This is a genomic window from Cylindrospermum sp. FACHB-282 (assembly GCF_014697195.1).
Classification (GTDB): domain Bacteria; phylum Cyanobacteriota; class Cyanobacteriia; order Cyanobacteriales; family Nostocaceae; genus Cylindrospermum.
The window spans coordinates 78,902-94,169 of record NZ_JACJRJ010000010.1 but is presented as its reverse complement, the minus strand read 5'-3'; the positions used below and the strand labels follow the sequence as shown (position 1 = coordinate 94,169).

At 43.7% G+C, this 15,268-nt stretch carries 19 protein-coding genes and 2 pseudogenes; 12 read left to right on the top strand and 9 right to left on the bottom strand.

All coding sequences use genetic code 11. The features are described from left to right. The first annotated feature begins 40 nt into the window (after positions 1-40). From H6G32_RS07515 to H6G32_RS07505, 3 genes are all read left to right on the top strand, one after another. Positions 41-226, top strand: a complete 186-nt coding sequence (locus tag H6G32_RS07515) for a hypothetical protein (RefSeq protein WP_190456671.1) — start codon at positions 41-43, stop codon at positions 224-226. Further along, a complete protein-coding gene (locus H6G32_RS07510) occupies positions 211-507 on the top strand; it encodes a type II toxin-antitoxin system RelE/ParE family toxin (RefSeq protein WP_190456669.1) in 297 nt (98 codons plus the stop codon). Before H6G32_RS07515 ends, H6G32_RS07510 begins: the two co-directional genes overlap by 16 nt. Positions 508-751: 244 nt before the next feature. Next, on the top strand, positions 752-1,039 hold the full coding sequence (locus H6G32_RS07505; RefSeq protein WP_190456667.1) for a hypothetical protein: 288 nt from the start codon (positions 752-754) through the stop codon (positions 1,037-1,039). A 187-nt stretch (positions 1,040-1,226) separates the two neighbouring features. Here the strand turns inward: H6G32_RS07505 and H6G32_RS07500 are convergent. Both H6G32_RS07500 and H6G32_RS07495 read right to left on the bottom strand, forming a co-directional pair. After that, a pseudogene (locus H6G32_RS07500) lies at positions 1,227-1,775 on the bottom strand (nitrogenase component 1); the annotation flags it as partial. Between the two features lie 242 nt (positions 1,776-2,017). Next, complete coding sequence (locus H6G32_RS07495) at positions 2,018-2,185, bottom strand: hypothetical protein (protein WP_190456665.1); 168 nt, start codon at positions 2,183-2,185, stop codon at positions 2,018-2,020. 217 nt (positions 2,186-2,402) lie between these two features. On the opposite strand from H6G32_RS07495, the gene H6G32_RS07490 reads away from it, so the two are divergent. The 5 genes from H6G32_RS07490 to H6G32_RS07470 all read left to right on the top strand — a co-directional run bounded on the left by H6G32_RS07490 (position 2,403) and on the right by H6G32_RS07470 (position 5,384). Continuing rightward, positions 2,403-3,053 carry a hypothetical protein gene (locus H6G32_RS07490; protein WP_190456663.1) on the top strand — a complete coding sequence of 217 codons (651 nt, stop codon included), beginning with the start codon at positions 2,403-2,405 and terminating at the stop codon, positions 3,051-3,053. 45 nt (positions 3,054-3,098) lie between these two features. Continuing rightward, positions 3,099-3,473: a hypothetical protein gene (locus tag H6G32_RS07485; protein ID WP_190456661.1), complete on the top strand. Its 375-nt coding sequence runs from the start codon at positions 3,099-3,101 to the stop codon at positions 3,471-3,473. A gap of 54 nt (positions 3,474-3,527) precedes the next feature. After that, positions 3,528-3,884: a hypothetical protein gene (locus H6G32_RS07480; protein WP_190456659.1), complete on the top strand. Its 357-nt coding sequence runs from the start codon at positions 3,528-3,530 to the stop codon at positions 3,882-3,884. Positions 3,885-3,951: 67 nt separating this feature from the next. Then, the gene (locus tag H6G32_RS07475; RefSeq protein WP_190456657.1) at positions 3,952-4,272 is read left to right on the top strand and encodes a hypothetical protein; all 321 of its coding nucleotides are present in this window, start codon (positions 3,952-3,954) and stop codon (positions 4,270-4,272) included. A gap of 176 nt (positions 4,273-4,448) precedes the next feature. Further along, the gene (locus H6G32_RS07470) at positions 4,449-5,384 is read left to right on the top strand and encodes an Arm DNA-binding domain-containing protein (RefSeq protein WP_190456655.1); all 936 of its coding nucleotides are present in this window, start codon (positions 4,449-4,451) and stop codon (positions 5,382-5,384) included. Between the two features lie 875 nt (positions 5,385-6,259). Here H6G32_RS07470 and H6G32_RS07465 read toward each other — a convergent pair. Then, positions 6,260-6,448: a hypothetical protein gene (locus H6G32_RS07465; protein ID WP_190456653.1), complete on the bottom strand. Its 189-nt coding sequence runs from the start codon at positions 6,446-6,448 to the stop codon at positions 6,260-6,262. Positions 6,449-6,610: 162 nt separating this feature from the next. Next, the gene (locus H6G32_RS07460; RefSeq protein ID WP_190456651.1) at positions 6,611-7,003 is read right to left on the bottom strand and encodes a hypothetical protein; all 393 of its coding nucleotides are present in this window, start codon (positions 7,001-7,003) and stop codon (positions 6,611-6,613) included. Between the two features lie 329 nt (positions 7,004-7,332). Here H6G32_RS07460 and H6G32_RS26670 point away from each other — a divergent pair, with 329 nt between their 5' ends. From H6G32_RS26670 to H6G32_RS07435, 4 genes are all read left to right on the top strand, one after another. Then, positions 7,333-7,983 carry a hypothetical protein gene (locus H6G32_RS26670; RefSeq protein WP_242046521.1) on the top strand — a complete coding sequence of 217 codons (651 nt, stop codon included), beginning with the start codon at positions 7,333-7,335 and terminating at the stop codon, positions 7,981-7,983. A 149-nt stretch (positions 7,984-8,132) separates the two neighbouring features. Continuing rightward, positions 8,133-8,363, top strand: coding sequence for a KilA-N domain-containing protein (locus H6G32_RS27055; protein WP_190456649.1), 231 nt, complete (start codon positions 8,133-8,135; stop codon positions 8,361-8,363). Beyond that, positions 8,342-8,914, top strand: coding sequence for a KilA-N domain-containing protein (locus H6G32_RS07445; RefSeq protein WP_190456647.1), 573 nt, complete (start codon positions 8,342-8,344; stop codon positions 8,912-8,914). The genes H6G32_RS27055 and H6G32_RS07445 overlap by 22 nt, the downstream gene beginning before the upstream one ends. Positions 8,915-9,290: 376 nt before the next feature. After that, positions 9,291-9,905 (top strand): Uma2 family endonuclease, encoded by a 615-nt coding sequence (locus tag H6G32_RS07435; protein ID WP_190456779.1) that lies wholly within the window; start codon positions 9,291-9,293, stop codon positions 9,903-9,905. On the opposite strand, the gene H6G32_RS07430 is transcribed toward H6G32_RS07435, so the two are convergent. From H6G32_RS07430 to nifU, 5 genes and pseudogenes are all read right to left on the bottom strand, one after another. Further along, the gene (locus H6G32_RS07430; RefSeq protein WP_190456643.1) at positions 9,888-11,291 is read right to left on the bottom strand and encodes a site-specific integrase; all 1,404 of its coding nucleotides are present in this window, start codon (positions 11,289-11,291) and stop codon (positions 9,888-9,890) included. The genes H6G32_RS07435 and H6G32_RS07430 overlap by 18 nt on opposite strands. Positions 11,292-11,368: 77 nt before the next feature. Then, a pseudogene (locus H6G32_RS07425) lies at positions 11,369-12,304 on the bottom strand (nitrogenase component 1); the annotation flags it as partial. Positions 12,305-12,478: 174 nt separating this feature from the next. Further along, positions 12,479-13,372: a nitrogenase iron protein gene (nifH, locus tag H6G32_RS07420; RefSeq protein ID WP_190456639.1), complete on the bottom strand. Its 894-nt coding sequence runs from the start codon at positions 13,370-13,372 to the stop codon at positions 12,479-12,481. 293 nt (positions 13,373-13,665) lie between these two features. Next, entirely contained in the window at positions 13,666-14,019 is a 354-nt protein-coding gene (locus H6G32_RS07415) for a group I truncated hemoglobin (RefSeq protein WP_190456637.1), read from the bottom strand. A gap of 189 nt (positions 14,020-14,208) precedes the next feature. Next, the gene (gene nifU / locus H6G32_RS07410) at positions 14,209-15,120 is read right to left on the bottom strand and encodes a Fe-S cluster assembly protein NifU (RefSeq protein ID WP_190456635.1); all 912 of its coding nucleotides are present in this window, start codon (positions 15,118-15,120) and stop codon (positions 14,209-14,211) included. Positions 15,121-15,268 lie beyond the last annotated feature (148 nt).

The window sequence follows — 15,268 nt, the reverse complement described above, 5'->3', positions numbered from 1 at the left end:
TAAAATAGTAACTAACCACAGAACAAGATGGCAAACTGTTATGAGCGACAAAGAAACTGTCCTTGAACTTGTGAAACGTCTGCCACCAGATGTATCAATCCGCCATATAATTCAGGAGATTGAGTTCATTGCAGCCGTTCAAGAAGGGCTAGACGAGATTGATCAGGGGCAAGGAGTATCCATTGAAGCAGTTGAGCAGATGATTGAATCATGGACTACCGTATAGTTCTTGCTCCCAGGGCTGTTAGTGATTTAGAAGATATCGTTAGGTATATTGCACTGCATAATCCTGAAGCTGCAAGGAAATTGGGTCAAAAGTTGCTTAACAAGACCAAAGAGTTGAGCCAGTTTCCGATTAAAGGTCAGAAAGTACCTGAGTTCAATGATCCATGTATCCGTCAACTTATTCTCAAGCCATATCGTATTGTTTACAGAGTTGAAGACGATAAAAAGCAAATCAGTGTCGCTAGATTCTGGCACGCTTCCCAAGAGAATATTGAACTCTGATTTGGAAAATTAGGCGATCGCATTTTTTCCGCAGCGAAGAGCGATAGCGCAAGCGCTGACTTGTCAGTTCGCATTTCTCCTGTAGCGTACCTCATCACAACACATCTCAAATACCCCAACCTAACGGGTAAATCCGTGAATGTTGACTAAAAAGCTGGACTTAGCCGACAATATCTGAAGTCTGCACTTAATCACAAAAGTAATGTCCAAGTGGTTTCAGTATTCCCTGCTAGCAAGTACAATCATGAACTTGGCCGGAGCAGTCATATTTGCACTACCGATTTTTGGTATAGGAGAGGTTTTCGGGTTGCCAAATGCTCACCCACTGTATCTTGGGATTATATCTTCTTGGATTCTGATATTTGGTGTATCCTACTTATGGCTGGCAGTGACTGCAAAACCAGACCGTTTCTACATTGCGGTGGTAGCGGAAGAGCAAATTAGCGATCGCCATTCTCTTCATAGCATTCTGGGTAATGGTGATTTCTTTTTAGCGATCGCCTTTATCTCTTGGCTATTGCAGATACGATAAAAATGTGGACTTGAGGTGCGATCGCATTTTATTTTAGTCTAATAAACCATCAATTAAAATAGTCTTTTACCTTACAGTTTTTGATTTAAGCCAAATTTAAGCCACGCCTCAAAACCAGACAGAATCAGAGTTATACTATATCCAGTAGTAAACAAACAATGTTACCCACGAACCCTACAAATCCCATTTAGGCTAGAAATAGATTCTTTTTTCTCCCGCCGCCAAAAAACCTTGCCTTACCCGACTTCCAACCCCCATTACCAAGTTCGGAGTAATCCCAAGAGTGCATTTGACGGAAAGGTAAGCCCATCTTTTGGAAGACATACTTCTCTTTCACACCAGAAGCAACTAAGTCAGGCTTCAGTGCTTTGATGAATTCTTCAAATTCATAGGCGGTAACGTCGTCATAAACGATGGTACCATTTTCAATGTAGTGAGTGGTACGTTTGTAGTCGTCATTATGAGCAAACTCATAACCTGTACCAATCATCTTCATGCCCAAATCTTGGAAAGCTGGGACAACGTGACGAGGACGTAGACCACCAACCATCATCGCAACAGTCTTACCATCCAAACGGGGGCGATACTTCTTGAGAATCGCATCCATTGTAGGTTGGTACTTAGCAATTACCTTCTCAGCATTTGCTTGGATTTTCGCGTCAAATTTAGAAGCGATTTCCCGTAAAGATTCAGCAATCTTGGTGGGGCCGAAGAAATTATACTCCAACCAGGGTAGATAAAGTTTGACGCCGTAAAACCTTTACTGTGCAAGCACTCTGGAGATGGCGCAGTTTTATGGCTTAATTTTGGCTTAAATTGCCTTGTTTTAAAGCCTGAAACCCAGTCGAAACAGTAATTTGATTTATTAATTGTGGCTTAACTTTTAACACCGTCAATGATCATCATATTTGAATACTTCCTTGACACCGTGAGTAGTCGGCGGTCAGTCTAACCCTATGGTGACTGTTAAGTCTGCACTCAATACAACTGTTTTAGCAGCCAATCTCTTTCCTCTTTTATTTGGTTACGTACTGCTTCTTCTGTCCATCCTAGTTCTGTTGCCAGTCTCTGCACTAAGCCTTGGCGGGGTACATACTGGTATCCTCGCCCCCATTTTGAACGCCGCTGCCTGACTATGCGCGTCATACACAATCTGCTTTTTTGCTGCATTAAAGGGTAACAGGTAAGTTCCATAAGATATTTTAATCAATGACTGAAACAGAGTCTTTTACTTCTGTGGAACCCTAAGGGTTCCTGAGGATTTTTCTCAGGCTTTTGACCTTGCCCAGTAGACGTAATGCGCGTTGCATATAGATTGTAAATGTGTTTAGCTTGTTTTGTTCAAGCATGAGGGAGGACAGACATGGGAAGCACTACCAAATATGATCCAAAGGATTTGTGTACGGTTTTAATCAATCCTGGAGATGAGCAGGGTGTGGGCGCTTTAAATTATGCGTTTTACACTAATATACCTAAAGCCAGTCGAAATATTTTAGGCATTTCGACAATTGCTGATACAACTCAATTGCCCGTTGGAACGGCATTGACTCCTAGTTATCCTAAACCAGCCAAAGCTAGCAAGCGGTTTCAAACCAAATCATCATCCAGTTACGTTGCAGCGGCAAATTTTAACGGCGCCCGCGTAGACGGTTGGACGGTTACCAGAAATAGAAAACTTCCATCTGTGCACTTGACTGCTGAAGGGTCAAGCTTTGTTCGCACAGTGTACGTCACTATTAGGGGTATTAAATATGCTTGGCATATGCCCAAAGTGACAATAGGAAGAATAGGCGACGCTGATTTAGCGGCTCTAGGTATTAAATATGCCACAGAAAACGACGTGAAAGATTTGGTATTCGGTGCTGAATTTCCTAAACCAGGGAAAGCTAGAAAGCTAGTTGTTTCTGGTACGGGCAATTCTGCAACGGCATCAAATGTCATAACTTTTTATGACCCTGAGAAAGAGTTTCCCGCCAATTGGTCACCAGTTAGTAATGCCTACGTTATTCTCTAGTGAGCAAGATTGACAATAGTTACATTTTAAATAAAGGGCAATGAAATGAAAGTATTATCTATTGATGAATGCTTGGGAATAATGGACTTGGCTATTGTTCATGTAGCCAAAGAGTCTGGCAATGATGCGAAATCATTAGTTGAACAGTTTAATGTATTAGTTAAGGCTGACAAAGAAGGCAGAAGATACTGGATTAGTGAGACCGCTTACGGGTATTTAGAAAAATTGCCAGAATGGCAGCTTTTAACAAAACAAATAGTTTCTATGTATGGATATTTTTCGCAGGACAAATGGGGGGAAGGAGTTCATATTAGATTTCCGAAAGATGACGGAGCCTTTTCGGACAAACTCAACATCAAAGACATTATAGCTGTCTTGTTGCCTGAAACTGTATCACCAACAATAACACCACTGTCCTAACAGATAATATCAATGGTGTTATGAGGGTGATGCTTCTTAAATATTTGGATTAAAATGTTTCAAAATAGCTCGGATTGGACTTTAATATTTTCTAATACCCTAAGTGGAACATTTAATAATCCAATCCCAGAAATCGAGCCTTTACACATTTTTACTTCTTTAATTATTGGCATCCAAGTAACTTCAGCATCAGCAGGTGACACCTGGATTAAAGGCGGGTATTTAAGCCAGGTTTTAGATGCGCCGCTAGGAATGGCGGGAATGGCAGAGGGGGAAAGACTGTTTATCCCTCTCTACACTCCTAAAATAATTAAATTTCTGCTGTTCCCCGCTCCATACAAAGTTTCATTTCAAGCGCCAAAATATTTTAGGGACTGCACTCTAAGTATTTGGGAATTTATAGGGGATTAGGGTAATTCTCTCGGACAGGTTTTAGCTTAAATTAGGTCAGACGTAGCAGCTACCGTGGGTTAACTGGATGGTTTTAAAAACTTCTCTTGATATGTTCTTAAGTGTTGCAGCGGTGGTTGGTATTATTTACAAAATAGCTAAGGTCGAGGCTGAAATTCATAGAGCCATTGACAAGGTTAAAGACGAATTATCCGATAAAGTGAACCGAAATGAAAATAGGATTGATATCCATCAAACATCCTACGTGGGGGACAAGGAAATGCAGGACTATCTTATCCATACGCTAAACGAAAAGATAGATCATAAGTTCAATCGTTTAAATTCAGATGTTAAGGATTTGCAAGGGTTCTTAAAAAGAGAGCAGGGCTTCAACGTTCGGGGTGAATAGATTTGTTAGATTCAAAAAAAGCGATCGCACTTCACCCCAGAAATGCGATCGCTTTTTTTATTGCCAGTCCGCAGATGTAACTTCGATGGTTAAGAATAATACAAATCTATCGTAACTAGATATTCAATTAATCTAGGTTATTATGTATATAATATTACTAAAATACACTGCTCCCAATGCTGACAGTAACTGAAGAGGACGCCGAACGAATTAGAGATGGACTAGCCAAGCTTAAACAAATAGAAGAACTTATACATAGCTGGGATGACATCCTTGAATATGCTGCTAAGAAGTCTCCTAGGGGTAACCTACCAAAAGAGTACAGCCAAGCTGAAGACTTGCTAGATGACTTGAGAGCGTGCCTGAAACTCGGAACTGTCAGTAAAAGAGCTAACCCTATTATCGTTAGTACCAGTGAAGTAGAGGAACCAATTATTGCTGATGCCGATGAAGTAACTCCCCTCGCCAGTGAAGTAGAGGAACCAATTATTGCTGATGCCGATGAAGTAACTCCCCTCGCCAGTGAAGTAGAGGAACCAATTATTGCTGATGCCGATGAAGTAACTCCCCTCGCCAGTGAAGTAGAGGAACCAATTATTGCTGATGCCGATGAAGTAACTCCCCTCGCCAGTGAAGTAGAGGAACCAATTACCGCCGATACCAGTGAGGTAACCCCCCTCGCTCAAGATGAGCAAGATATTGACCAGCGGACAAAAGAGGATAAATGGATAAGTATCGACTCACGGTCTAACCTGTTGGCGTTGCGGTTTAGGGTGAAGGGATTTGAAAAACAGTTCTTCCTACGCACTGGGCTGGAAGATACCCCGGCTAACCGTGAGAAGGCGCGATCGCTTAGGGATGAGATAAAAGACGATATTTGGACGGGTGACTTTGACTCGACACTATCCCGCTACAAAACTCACAAACCCAAAGTAGATAAACCAGCCAGCACCGCAGTAATTGATAAACTACCCAGCGCTAGAACGGTTGAGCTAGAGGAACGGATGGCACTTGTTCCTGTCGTTGACCCAAACAGGCGTAACAATTTTGTAACGGGTAAATTCACGCTGACTCAGCTACTGGTTGTTAGACCTGTGGATTTTGAAACCTAGCGCGGGTCTGTCTGTCTGTCTGGGTTGATGCAAATACTATTGAAATTGACGAATTTTAGATAGATAGACAGAACAGACAGAAATAGACAGAATCCTTACAGGTCAATGGACAGACACAGACAGACCGCAGACAGAATTTAGACAGCAGACAGCAGACAGAGACAACAGACAGCTGAAACGCCGTTTCGGTAAGTTTTGTCCTCCCCAAGCTTTGCGATATAAGCACTTTTGGCGGTTTCCATCTGTCTAATGTTCATAACCTATCTACTTCACCACTTCACCACTTCCCCCACTTTCCCTGGATAAATATTAAAAATGGAACTCACTTTACTTTCCGGGGAAGTACTTCCAAGTTGTTAGAAGCATTGCTACTATGTACTTCCTTTACTTCCGCAGGAACTTCCTTTACTTCCACAATCACTTTGTTCCCAACTTGTTCCTAAAGTGTTCCCACTGAGAACGTTTTGGGAACAGCCAGGAACAAGACACAGCAATCTGTTCCATGATTTGGAACATTTGGAACGCCGGAACAGGAACAGGGTAAAAATGGGTATTTCTAATTTGTTCTAGCCTTCCTGCTGATCTATTACCTGGGTGAAGCTCTGAACCAGTTCTATCCTGTTCGGGTCAGGAGTTAATCAGATGCAAGCACTGCTCACGAGTAAGTTTAGTGGCGTGTTTGAACTGGTTCACGTTTCTCACCTAACCCTTGTCAGTCCGTTGGTTCAGCGGTTCAAGAGTGCCTGAACTGGGTTCAGGCGGGTAAAAGGACTTGTAATCAATACCAGGACTTGTTTTTAGTACTTTATCTGGCGGTTCAGCGGTTCAGGCTTGAGTTCAAAAGGCGATCGCACAAATATTTGCTAACCCTTTGACTAAACACCAATATTTAATTTAATTCGTTGTGAAATTTTAACTCTAGTAGAGGTTTTACCCGTCACACCCGTCACACTGGTTTGGGGTAAGGGTTCTAGCCGTGACACCTCTGTGACAGGTAGCGTCACAGGTGTCACGTCACTTGATTGCCTTTCTAATGCTGTGACAGGTGTGACGGGTAGTGTCACAGAGGTGTCACGGCTGTGATGCTTGCCTAGCAAGGATGTGACGGGTGTGACGGGTGGATTTATATTTTCATCAAAATCCTTATAAGCTTCTAAACTTTAGTTTCGTTGTCACTGCCACAAAACAACCCCCAGCAATAACCAGGGGCTGTCTGTCTATGCGTCCTAAGCTAGCTGTAACTCATCTTCGTGCGCCGCTTCAGTAAAAGGCAGTTTAGCAACGGTGTCAGCCCCTAACTTTTCCCACTTGACCCAGTAGACCCAACCATCATCGCAGCCGGGCTGCTGGTAAGTCATACCGACGACAACGCCATAGTCACGAAAGGATTTACCGCAATTGGTTATATCTAAGTCGTCATCACATTCCCACTCAAAGCAGACTTGTTGACCAAACCAGAATTTTGGCTGAGGCATGGTAGCTGGCATGACCGGGGGATGATTTTGTACAGAATCGCTTCCCGCCGCTAGTGTGCCTAGTGCAAGTGTGGTTAAAAATCCTCTTCTGCCCACGCTGGAAAGTTGCCGTGAGTTGGACAGAACACGGTCGAAGTGTAACATTATAGTTATGGCTCCTAATCAGGGTATTGATTTTGGGGAAGTCGTTCCGGTGGGGGGAGAGGTAAGAGACTCTCTCTCCGGGGCGCATTTAAAAGCGCTGACTTCAAAACAGTGAAATTCTCTGAATTATTTAGAAAAGCAATCAACATCAAGAGAGCGTGCGCCGCTACGACTTACCGCTACATCTTTTGTGTCACGCTGTCTTCTTAATGTAAGACACCCCAAAATAATTGTCAATAGCTTGTGTTACAAAACGTGTCACGCTGTCTTGCGCGTCCTTGTTCAGAGTGTTACACTTTCGTTAGACACTTTGTATTCAACTGTAAGATATGTCTGTATCCCTTACTCTTCGATGCCCAGATGATTTAGCATCGGTTATTGCATCTCAGGTTGAGTCAACAGGACTCGATAAAACATCAGTAGTCGTAGGAATGTTGCGCTCCACTCTGCCATCTGTTTCAGTCGCAGATCGGAATAATCTACCCGACATTCCAGCAATTTACCTAGTCTGGAAGTCTAACAGACTGTTATACATAGGTAGGACGGTTAATTTAAAAAACCGATTCCTGGGACATCACAGAATAGTTGAGTTTGTAGAAGCTGGTTTAGAGACACGCATTAGTTGGTTTTCTGTCACTGAAGATGAGCTACCTGCATTAGAGGCAAACCTAATAGACCTGTTAGAACCTGATTTGAATTGGCAACCAGTAATCTCAGGTAATGGCACCAGCAAGTTAATCTCATTCCGTCTCCAAGATTTTGAGGTTGAGGCATTGCAATTGCAGCAGTCACCGGAAGATAAAGGCTCTCTTGCTCTGACAGCTAAAAGGCTGCTAATGAGTGTTTTGGGAGTACCTGCAAGCGACAACAGAAGCGCAAACAGCGTGGACATCCAGGATTTTGTTAAGCGGGAAGTTGAAAGCGCGATCGCAGATGTTAAGCGGGAGTTAGATGAACGCCTGGGGGAGTTGGCCGCCTGAGAGATAACACCCAATCTCTGAGGCAACCAGTAGATTATGATGCGGCACGGGATAAGGTGCTGAAAAAGCTGAAGGTGGGGAGACAGTCAACGGCGGGTAAGGCGATCGACGCATTTATCAAGGAAATTCAACTATCAGGAGTTTAACCCATGTCTGAAATAGAGCAGTTTAGTGAATTGGTGCAAGATACCCAGCGTGGCGACGGTTATATCAACGCTACGAAGTGGTGCAAGGCTTTTGGCTCCCGATTGGATAAATGGAAACAGTTACCGGAGACAAGAGCAAAAGCAGACAATCTTTCTCACACCCTAAAAAATAGTGTGTCAACTCTGAGATTTTTCACACACCCCAGGCGGGTGTGTCAAATTTTGAGAGTGTGAAAATTACGGGGTCAGAAATCAGCCCTTGGATTGTTGAGCGCGTCGGTCAAACTTGGGTAACTTGGGTTCACCCAATAATGGCAGTTCACCTAGCCAGCTACCTTGACCCAGCTTTTGCTAACTATGTAGCCGAGGTTTTCGTCAGGTACGTCACCGCTGATCCGCATCTGGCGGCTGATATTGCCTCACGTCAAAACACAGTAGAAGGTTTGGATATCATTAACAAAGCAGTTCAGGAGCGCTACAAATTTCTAGAGGGTCGTGACTGGCATTATGTGCCATTTCTTCTCGGTAGGGCAGAGATGAACTATTGCTATAAAAAATATCAACTTCCAGTTAAGACCTTTACCCCCATTTCCCGATACCTAGACTTGTTTAGTAATTACGATGTGATACCTGATTTCTTCAAAGACAGGTACCCAGGCGTTTACAGGACAATCAAGGCACTGGGTACAATCCAAGAAGACCATTACTTTTTACTCGGTTACTTCAAAGAAGAGATTGATGCCTGGGTGAGAGAGAGAATACCGAGGATGACACGTTTTAAGTAAATCAGTAAATAACAAGCACATCCCCCACTATCTATTAGACGGTGGGGATTTTTTTACCACAAAAAGTGTCATCAGTGTCATCACATTAATGAGTGCCTTGATATGCCGTTGTTTCAGGCTGATGACACGGTGTCATCACGGTGTCATCACTGTCATCACTAGTGATTCCCCCCCCTTGCCGTCTTATTGACTGATGACGCTGATGACACGCTGATGACGCTGTTGTCATCAGCGTCTAATGCTTGTGTAGCAAAGCCTCCAGGGTTAATGATGACACTGATGACGCTTTTTAAGGATTTCATGGATAAGAATAAGTGAATCTTTACCCGCCTAATTCATGGCTAAAATAAGAGCGATCGCACAAAGAGGGCTAACTATGGTTCAAGCCTTACCAAAACCAGTAACCTTTGAACAATTCGCGGAATGGTATCCCGACACAGGGGTACGCTATGAACTGCACAACGGAACAATTGTCGAAATGAATCAGCCATTAGGGGAACATGAACTCGTTAATGCGCTACTAAGTCGCAAGTTGATAGCAGAGATAGTTAGGAAAAACCTGCCCTACGCCATCACTAAAAATGCCTTTGTTAAAACCCCAGCAGCAGAATCAGCTTATTGCCCCGACATCCTGCTGTTAAATGTAGACAACCTAGCCAACGAACCCTTGTGGCAGAAACAGTCAACCGTCACCCAAGCCGCATCAGTTCCATTCGTAGCCGAAGTCGTTAGCTCTAATTGGGGAGTTGATTACGGGAATAAAGTTAGTGACTATGAAGCCATAGGGATTCCTGAATATTGGATCATAGATTACTTGGGAGTAGGCGGCAGGCGATTCATCGGCAATCCCAAGTTACCCACACTATCAATTTATTCCTTGATTGAAAGTGAATATCAAGTAACCCAGTTTAGGGGCGACGATTTGATAATATCTCTAACCTTCCCAGAATTACGCCTGACCGCAAAAGAAGTTTTACAACAGAACCTCTGAAATTTGCTTCCGTGCCAACGCATGTTTAAGTCGCTCAACCTCAGCCCTTAAACGTGCGTTCTCTTCTTTTAGCGCCTCCACATCATCCCTTTTATCCACCGCCTGCTTAATTACCTTCTTCCGGTTCTCCAAACTGAACCACTTCTGATAAATCTCAGTGTGAATCTCCACCGAATGCCCCAAATTATCAGCCGCCGCTTTAATCGGCACACCCATCATGTGCGCTCTAATTGCCCAGGCATGACGCAAATCATAAGGAGTAAACGGAATCTTTACCCGCCGAAACCATGACGAACAGTTAACCCGAATCGTGTTGATTTCCGTAAAACTCGTCCTGTCAGAAGTTTGCGACTTCAACATCTGCAAAGCTTCCCGATTCTTCAAATCAAACAACTCCACCCATTCAGGATGGAGCGGCAAAGCTTCCCTGTAACCAGTCTTAGTATCTGGGTGAACCTTCCAAGTATTATCCTTATTCTCAGGACTCAACCACCAATCAATCCCAGGATTAACAAACAGTTCCCTCGGTCGTAAACCGTAAGTGGCAAGCATCCCATAGACCCATTCCCACATCTTCCAACTATCTATGCAATCTTTCTTAATAGTTAAGCTTCTAGACAACGAATAGCGGTGAAAGGATTCATAATACCTGACAATATCCTCATCACTGGGGATATCTCTAACTTGACTCTTGGGCTGTGTACTCTTCACTCCTTCCAGGCTAAAGCTAGTCAGGTTAAGAGTTGACCTTAATACCTTCAAACTTTTAACAGCACTGTACTTGGCATGATCATTAGTTATCTCTGCAATCTTTTTATCTATAGATACCTGACTTAATAGCGTGTCAGTTCCAACCAGTCTTTTTAAATGGTCTTTGTAATAAGAGAAAGTATGCTTACTCTTCTCTGTCAACTTGTGAGTTTTAAAATATTCAACTTCAAACTCCTCTAATATCTCCCCAACAGTATTGGGCCCGTTCTCCACCTTGGCGAGTTTACCCAAGTATTTATCATTCCATTCAAACTGCTTGCGGGCGATCAGCTTGCCTAACTCCTGTGCTTCCTCCTCAGCAGTTCTCAGTCCGTCCAAATTTGCAGGGATGCTGAGTGAGATTTTGTATTGCTTGTACCCAGTCCCCTTAGTGTCTACATCCCCAGGCTTAATTGGTAGCGATACCTGCAATTGAATAGTTCCTTGCCCAACTATCAGCCCGACCTTAACCTTACCTGCCTTCAACCGAGCCTTAACCTCTGCCAAACCTTTCTCAAATTTCTTCTCTAAATGCTGCTGAGTAGCTTTCATCTGTTGCCGATTCCCTAGATAGCTGCCATCGGTAGATGCTGGCGGTGTGAAATCGCCGAAAACGTCCTGATTGCTAAATTCCATTTTGGCTTAAATTTGGCTTAAAATTTAGTCCATTTGGAACAATGTTTGAGTTGAGCAAAGTCAAGCCTGGACTAAATCGTGGGTTCAAAACACATTAAATCATATTCTGTACAGGGTATACCGTAAGCTTCTTCCATGTGACGGCTGATGTAGTTCATCGAGCGGTAACAGTGGATGAGGTTCATCTTCACATTAGGGGTCATCAACATTTCGTTGATGGTGCCATCACCTGACCACTGAGCGACTACGCGCAAGCCGATTTCTTCTAACAGGATGCGGCTAGCCCAAGCATCACCACCGATGTTGTAGTCACCGATAATGGCTACATCATAGGGGGTACCTTCAAACTTGAGTGTACCATCTTTCTTCGCTTGGTCTGCTCTGGTGAAAACCCAGTCACGAACCATGTCGTTAGCGATGTGGTGACCCAAGGACTGAGAAACACCCCGGAAGCCTTCGCAACGTACGGGAACAACTGGCTTACCAATTTCCTTGGAGGTCTTTCTAGCAACAGCTTCGATGTCATCTCCAATTAGACCGATGGGACATTCAGATTGAATGGAAACACCACGGTTTAAAGGGAAAAGTACATCTAATTCTTGAATCAATTTGACTAGTTTCTTATCACCACCAAAAACGATGTCCCGTTCTTGGAAGTCAGAGGTGAAGTGCATGGTACCAAAGGTATCAACACCTGTTGTACCAATGTAGTAGTTACGACGACCAGACCAAGACCAGTAACCGCAACCTACAGGCCCGTGACTGATGTGAATCATGTCCTTAATAGGACCCCAAACCACACCCTTGGAACCTGCATAAGCACAACCACGAGCGGTCATCACACCAGGTAAAGATTTGATGTTAGATTTAACGCCGCAGTCAGCCTTACCTTCTTCATATACGTTGAGGTGCTTTTCCCGCTTTTTAGCAGCTTTTTCGGGGTAAGCTTTGAGAACTTCTTTAACTAGTTCTTTTCTTTCTTCGATGATTTTCTTGTTGTCTGGAGGAGTCATTTTCTGTCTCTCTTGCTCCTAAGGAACGGGAATAGGGAAGGGGGTTTTCCCCTGTGGGGTTGGGGACTTAGAGTCCCCTGAAGGGATTAAGGGAATGTTGGTCAAAGGTGAGAGCTATGATGTGGTACTCTCTGCCTTTTTCCTGTTGCTAGAGTTTGATTTCTTAGCAGCGAGTTATACTACAGGAGCTTCGGTAGCGGTCTTACCAACTAGCATTGCGGTATTTTCGTCGCTTTCAAGAATACCAAATTCAATCAACAATTCTTCTAGTTCTTCCATTTCGATAGGTGTAGGAATAGTTAGATTCTTGTTGTTGATGATCTTGGTAGCTAATGTCCGATATTCGTTAGCTTGGTTGCTTTCTGGTGCGTACTCGTTAACAGTCATCCGGCGCAATTCTGCGTGTTGAACGATGTTGTCACGGGGTACGTAGTGAATCATTTGGGTGTTCAACCGTTTTGCCAAGGTTTCGATTAGATCGATTTCCCGGTCAGTGTTACGGCTATTACAAATCAAACCACCCAAACGTACTCCACCGGTGTGAGCATACTTAAGAACACCACGAGCGATGTTGTTAGCAGCGTACATCGCCATCATTTCACCAGATGTAACGATGTAGATTTCTTGCGCTTTACCTTCACGGATAGGCATAGCAAAACCACCGCATACAACGTCACCTAATACGTCGTAAGATACGAAATCTAGGTCTTGGTAAGCACCGTTTTCTTCTAAGAAGTTGATGGCGGTGATGATACCGCGACCTGCACAACCTACTCCGGGTTCTGGACCACCAGATTCTACGCAACGTACACCACGGAAGCCGGTGAGCATTACTTCTTCGATTTCGATATCTTCAACTGCACCACGTTCAGCAGCCAAGTGAAGAACGGTTGTTTGAGCCTTGCTGTGCAGCATCAAACGGGTGGAGTCAGCTTTGGGGTCGCAACCAACAATTAGGATGCGTTGGCCCATTTCTGCCATAGCTGCTAGGGTGTTTTGGGAAGTGGTAGATTTACCGATACCGCCCTTACCGTAGAAAGCTATCTGTCTAATCTTTTCTTCAGTCATGGTTCGTGTTTTCCTACAATTGGTTGGTTGGTGGGTGTTGCTTGTCTCTGGGCTTCTCACGCCTGTTGAGCTACAGCAGTGAGCTTGTGTAGAACGTCGCTGGGGGCGATCGCTCTACCGCAAAAACTATTGTTGTTGAAAGCATTGATTTTCCTAGATAAAATTTTGTTTACCCTAAGTCCTTTGTCTAAACAAAGAACTTAGGCACTTTACAAATACACCGAAATATGCAACAGCCTGTAGAGATAGGTAGGACTTGACGAAGTAATTCGTCAACAATCAATGGTTTAGTCCTACTTGCCTAAAATAGAGCCTTTCAAAGCTTCAACGTTAGCCATTGCAGCGGCTGCGTCAGCAGCTGATACACCACTTGCGGTCATTGCAGCATTCAAGTGTTTGACGATGGTATCAAACTGAGCTTGTTGTAGCTTCATGCCTGTGTGGGTTTTTTCCATTGGACGACCAGCGTATTGGCTTGGCCCTTCCAAGATTTGAGAGAAGAAAGCAATTTGATGAGCGCGTTGTTTTGCCATATCTGTTTTAGCAAAGTAACCGCTAACGGAGCTATCTCCCATGATGTTTTTGTGGAAAGCATCAACGACTTTTTCTACTGTTGGTTGTCCGCCGATTTTGTCGTATAAACCCATAATCTTTCTCCTTTCCTGTGAAGCGAGTTGGATGGTGAAGTTGGCAATTAAGCGTTGAATTTTTTCCGCTTAAATGCTGTTTGTTGTTAGCAGGACTGAAGTCTTGATTGTTGAGAATTATCTAGGTCAAATCCTAGTTTCAGTTGCTGGCTGATACAGATAAATGTATCTTCGTAAAGAGTGTTTTTTCTACAGCAAGGGCGAAACTGCTTCGACTACAAGGTTTTTGCTGACACGATCTTGTAATCTGGCTTCGATCGCAATCTTGAGTGTGGCTGTGCTGCTAGAACAAGAACCGCAAGCACCTTGGAGCACCACTTTCACGCGGTCGCCTTCTACATCGTACAGTTCTACATCTCCCCCGTCGGCGATCAATACAGGTCTGACTTCTTCATCAAGTACTTTTTGAATTAGGGCAATTCTTTGCACATTGGTCAGCGGTTTTTGCTTTCCAGAAGTCGAGATATCTGTAGTGGTCTTCACGCCATTGTTGTTGCGGAGTGATGTGGCGACTTCTTGCTGTACTTCTTTGATAATATCATCAATGTTGGCTAAACAAGAACCGCATCCGCCACCAGCTTTTACATAATTTGTTACCTGTTCAGCACTGGTGAGTTTATTTTCTAAAACTGCACGGCGAATTTTGGAGTCGCTAATACCAAAGCAGCTACAAATCAGGGCACCTTCATCATCATCATGGGTGGCTAGGGGAATGCCTCGGTAATTGTAGATGGCTGCTTCTAGGGCTTCTTGTCCCATAACTGAGCAGTGCATCTTGGCTTCTGGTAATCCGCCTAAGTAATCTGCAATGTCTTTGTTGGAAACTTTCAGGGCTTCATCTAAAGTTAAGCCCTTGATCATTTCGGTTAATGCACTCGAAGATGCGATCGCACTGGTGCAACCAAAGGTCTGAAAGCGAGCATCGAGAATTTTGTCAGATTCTACTTCAACTTTCAGGTGCAGTCTCAGAGCATCACCGCAGGCAATGCTGCCTATCTCTCCAGTTGCTACCTTAACTCCAGGTTCGCCAGTTTCTTCAATTGCTCCCTGATTTTTGGGATCGTAAAACAGCTCTAATACTTTATCTGTGTAGTCCCACATGGTCGATTTTAGATTTTGGATTTTAGATTTTGGATTTAAGACTGGGGATTGGGGATTGAGGACTGGGGATTGGGAACTGGGGTTTGGGAAAAACCCTTACCAATTACCAATTACCAATTACCAATCAGGATTTAAGGATAAAAGGATG

Excerpts from the sequence above, each read along its gene's own strand:
- H6G32_RS26670 (WP_242046521.1), top strand. The coding sequence starts at position 7,333 with ATGTCTGTATCCCTTACTCTTCGATGCCCAGATGATTTAGCATCGGTT.
- H6G32_RS07435 (WP_190456779.1), top strand. The coding sequence starts at position 9,291 with ATGGTTCAAGCCTTACCAAAACCAGTAACCTTTGAACAATTCGCGGAA.
- H6G32_RS07475 (WP_190456657.1), top strand. The coding sequence starts at position 3,952 with ATGGTTTTAAAAACTTCTCTTGATATGTTCTTAAGTGTTGCAGCGGTG.
- H6G32_RS07415 (WP_190456637.1), bottom strand. The coding sequence starts at position 14,019 with ATGGGTTTATACGACAAAATCGGCGGACAACCAACAGTAGAAAAAGTC.
- H6G32_RS07460 (WP_190456651.1), bottom strand. The coding sequence starts at position 7,003 with ATGTTACACTTCGACCGTGTTCTGTCCAACTCACGGCAACTTTCCAGC.
- nifU (WP_190456635.1), bottom strand. The coding sequence starts at position 15,120 with ATGTGGGACTACACAGATAAAGTATTAGAGCTGTTTTACGATCCCAAA.
- H6G32_RS07470 (WP_190456655.1), top strand. The coding sequence starts at position 4,449 with ATGCTGACAGTAACTGAAGAGGACGCCGAACGAATTAGAGATGGACTA.
- H6G32_RS27055 (WP_190456649.1), top strand. The coding sequence starts at position 8,133 with ATGTCTGAAATAGAGCAGTTTAGTGAATTGGTGCAAGATACCCAGCGT.
- nifH (WP_190456639.1), bottom strand. The coding sequence starts at position 13,372 with ATGACTGAAGAAAAGATTAGACAGATAGCTTTCTACGGTAAGGGCGGT.
- H6G32_RS07510 (WP_190456669.1), top strand. The coding sequence starts at position 211 with ATGGACTACCGTATAGTTCTTGCTCCCAGGGCTGTTAGTGATTTAGAA.
- H6G32_RS07515 (WP_190456671.1), top strand. The coding sequence starts at position 41 with ATGAGCGACAAAGAAACTGTCCTTGAACTTGTGAAACGTCTGCCACCA.
- H6G32_RS07490 (WP_190456663.1), top strand. The coding sequence starts at position 2,403 with ATGGGAAGCACTACCAAATATGATCCAAAGGATTTGTGTACGGTTTTA.
- H6G32_RS07485 (WP_190456661.1), top strand. The coding sequence starts at position 3,099 with ATGAAAGTATTATCTATTGATGAATGCTTGGGAATAATGGACTTGGCT.
- H6G32_RS07505 (WP_190456667.1), top strand. The coding sequence starts at position 752 with ATGAACTTGGCCGGAGCAGTCATATTTGCACTACCGATTTTTGGTATA.
- H6G32_RS07495 (WP_190456665.1), bottom strand. The coding sequence starts at position 2,185 with ATGACGCGCATAGTCAGGCAGCGGCGTTCAAAATGGGGGCGAGGATAC.
- H6G32_RS07480 (WP_190456659.1), top strand. The coding sequence starts at position 3,528 with ATGTTTCAAAATAGCTCGGATTGGACTTTAATATTTTCTAATACCCTA.
- H6G32_RS07430 (WP_190456643.1), bottom strand. The coding sequence starts at position 11,291 with ATGGAATTTAGCAATCAGGACGTTTTCGGCGATTTCACACCGCCAGCA.